Below are 2,332 nucleotides of genomic sequence, written 5' to 3'. Positions count from 1 at the left end.
CTTCCAACCCCCACCCGCCGCCCGTCACACTGGTGCACACATCTGCCGACACCGCGTGTAGAAACCGACAACGTAGTCGGGCGCGTCCTGGATGGTCAAGGCGTTATCGTTGCCCGTGGATGTGGTTTGTGGTAGTAGTGCCCGGCTGAAAGGCCGGGAACGAGTCTTTCAAGGAGGCAGTGAGTGCAGACCAGCTTCAAGACTGGTGACAAGGCGGTCTACCCGGGCCAGGGCGTCGGTGAAGTGATGGGTATCGAACACACCGAGGTGGCCGGGCAGCGCCAGTCCTTCTACGTGCTGCGCATCCTGGAGAACGGAATGCGGATCATGATTCCGATCAACAAGGTCGGGTCGGTCGGTCTCCGGGAGATCATCAGCGAGGAGGACGTCAAGCAGGTCTACTCCATCCTCAGGGAGAAGGACATCTCCGTTGACTCCACGACGTGGAACCGTCGCTACCGGGAGTACATGGAGAAGATCAAGACGGGCTCGGTGTTCGAAATCGCCGAAGTGCTCCGCGACCTCTACCTCCTGAAGGGCGACAAGGACCTCTCCTTCGGCGAGCGCAAGATGCTGGATACGGCGCGCTCCCTGCTCATCAAGGAGCTGTCGCTGGCCAAGGACTGCACCGAGGATGAAATCGAGTCGGACCTGAAGAAGATCTTCAATCTGGCCTGAGCCGCGGGACTGCCGTCCAAGACTCGTCGCCCCGGGTTCCCCATCAGGGAGCTCGGGGCTTCGTCTTTCATGCCACATGATGTCCGCCCATGAGTGAGCCGCTGCCGGGGTCCCCCATGGAAGAGGCGCGAGCGCGCCGCATCGCGGAGCTCGAGGCCCGGTTGTCACGCCGCCGCGTGGGCGTGCGTCCCGTGGCCGCGGTCATGGCCATCGCCGTGGGCCTGGCGCTGCTCGGCATGCAGTGGAAGGACCTGTCGTATTTCCTGTCCCCGAGCGTGCCGCTGACGTTGGGCGCGGAAGGGGCCTACCGCTTCGAGGCGCTCGCCTCCAACCGTTATGCCCAGGTGCACGGGGTGCCCACGGTCCGGGGCGCCTATGAGCGCGCGGACGGAGCGCTGTATGTCCTCGTGGGGCTGCGCGACTCGCCCTTCGTGGTGCGCCGGCCGGCGCTCCCGGGGGAGCAGTGGACGGAAGGCCGTCCCCCACCGCAGCCCGACCAGCGCCCCTTCGCGGTGCGAGGGCGGCTGCTGGCGCAAGAGGATGCCTCTCGCTACCGCGAGGCCCTGGCTCTGATGGAGCGCATGGGCGAACTCCAACCACGGGACGGCCGGTTGTGGCTGCTCATCGAAGGTGAGCGTCCCGGCGCGGACAGGGGATTGCTGCTCGTGTGCCTGGCGCTGGTCACCTTCGTGGTGCTCAACGCGATGCTGTTGGTCAAGGGGCTGAAGCGCCGGTGAGCCGGCCGAGCTGCTCGCGGGCCTCGCGGTTGCCGGTGTCGTACTTCAGGGCCTGCTCGAAGGCGGCGCGCGCCTCGTTCACCCGGCCCGCGGCGGCATGCTCCGCGCCGACCTGGACATGGAGCCGCGACACCTGCTTGCGCAGGGGCGGGCCGTGTTTGCTCCAGCCGTGTGCCAGGGCATCGTCCACGGAGAGGGCAACCGTCAGCTGCGCGATGGCCTCCGGAAAGTCCCGCTTCGCCAGGGCCTTCTTCGCCTGCGACTCGGCTGTCTCGAAGCGGAGGAGCTGTCCGTGCAGCGCGGTGAGCTTCTCCGCCTGGGCCAGGTCCCGGGCCGCCGCCACGTCCCCCGCTTCGTAGCGGCGCAGGACCTCGATCTCCTTCGAGGACCTGGCGTCGGATGGCGCCGCCGCCGAATCGAGCGCCCCGGCCGTGCGCTTGTTCGAGGGTGCTGGCTCCACGCCGCGCGCTAGGCGCTGGGCGTTCGCCGCGGAGTCCTCGCCCCCCATCGCGAGCGCGCTGGCGGAAGCCGCGTCAGCCTCTTGCGTCCGCCGCTGGGCGTTCGCCGCCGAAGCACTGCTCCCCGTCGCGCGCTCGTACGAGGGGGCCACGGCCACGGGGCGCACCTGCTTCGTGGTGCCCCGCGCCACATTCAGGGCGCTGATGCCCGTGGCCTTGGGCGTCAGGGGCGCGCTCTCCTCTTCGGGAGGCGGATTTCCCGACGTGGCCGACGCGGCGCCCACTGCCGTGTCGCCCGTGTTCTCGGCGGGCGCTTCCGGGGCGGACCGCGGGGGCGCACCGGACACGACCACCGTCGGCGAAGCGAGGGCCGCCGGTGGCGGAGCGGGGGAGGTGTGCTCCGTTCCGTCGGCCATCCCCATGGAAAGCAGCGCGATGAGCGCGGCCACCCCCGAGCCC

The 2,332-nt window shown here is 69.0% G+C and carries 2 protein-coding genes and 1 pseudogene; 2 read left to right on the top strand and 1 reads right to left on the bottom strand.

Annotated features, from left to right (window positions below; translation table 11 throughout):
- The first annotated feature begins 183 nt into the window (after nucleotides 1-183).
- On the top strand, nucleotides 184-678 hold the full coding sequence (locus G4D87_RS36810; RefSeq protein WP_163787447.1) for a CarD family transcriptional regulator: 495 nt from the start codon (nucleotides 184-186) through the stop codon (nucleotides 676-678).
- Nucleotides 679-767: 89 nt separating this feature from the next.
- Nucleotides 768-1,415, top strand: a complete 648-nt coding sequence (locus G4D87_RS36805; RefSeq protein WP_163787446.1) for a hypothetical protein — start codon at nucleotides 768-770, stop codon at nucleotides 1,413-1,415.
- Here the strand turns inward: G4D87_RS36805 and G4D87_RS36800 are convergent.
- Nucleotides 1,393-2,332 (bottom strand): annotated as a pseudogene (locus tag G4D87_RS36800) (FHA domain-containing protein); the annotation flags it as partial. The gene G4D87_RS36805 and the pseudogene G4D87_RS36800 sit on opposite strands and share 23 nt — an antisense overlap.

The sequence above is a fragment of the Myxococcus vastator genome (assembly GCF_010894475.1).
Classification (GTDB): Bacteria; Myxococcota; Myxococcia; order Myxococcales; family Myxococcaceae; genus Myxococcus; species Myxococcus vastator.
The sequence above is the reverse complement of the archived record's forward strand: the minus strand, read 5'-3'. Positions and strand labels throughout refer to the sequence as shown.

Coding starts and splice junctions, on each gene's coding strand:
- G4D87_RS36805 (WP_163787446.1), top strand. CDS start 768: ATGAGTGAGCCGCTGCCGGGGTCCCCCATGGAAGAGGCGCGAGCGCGC.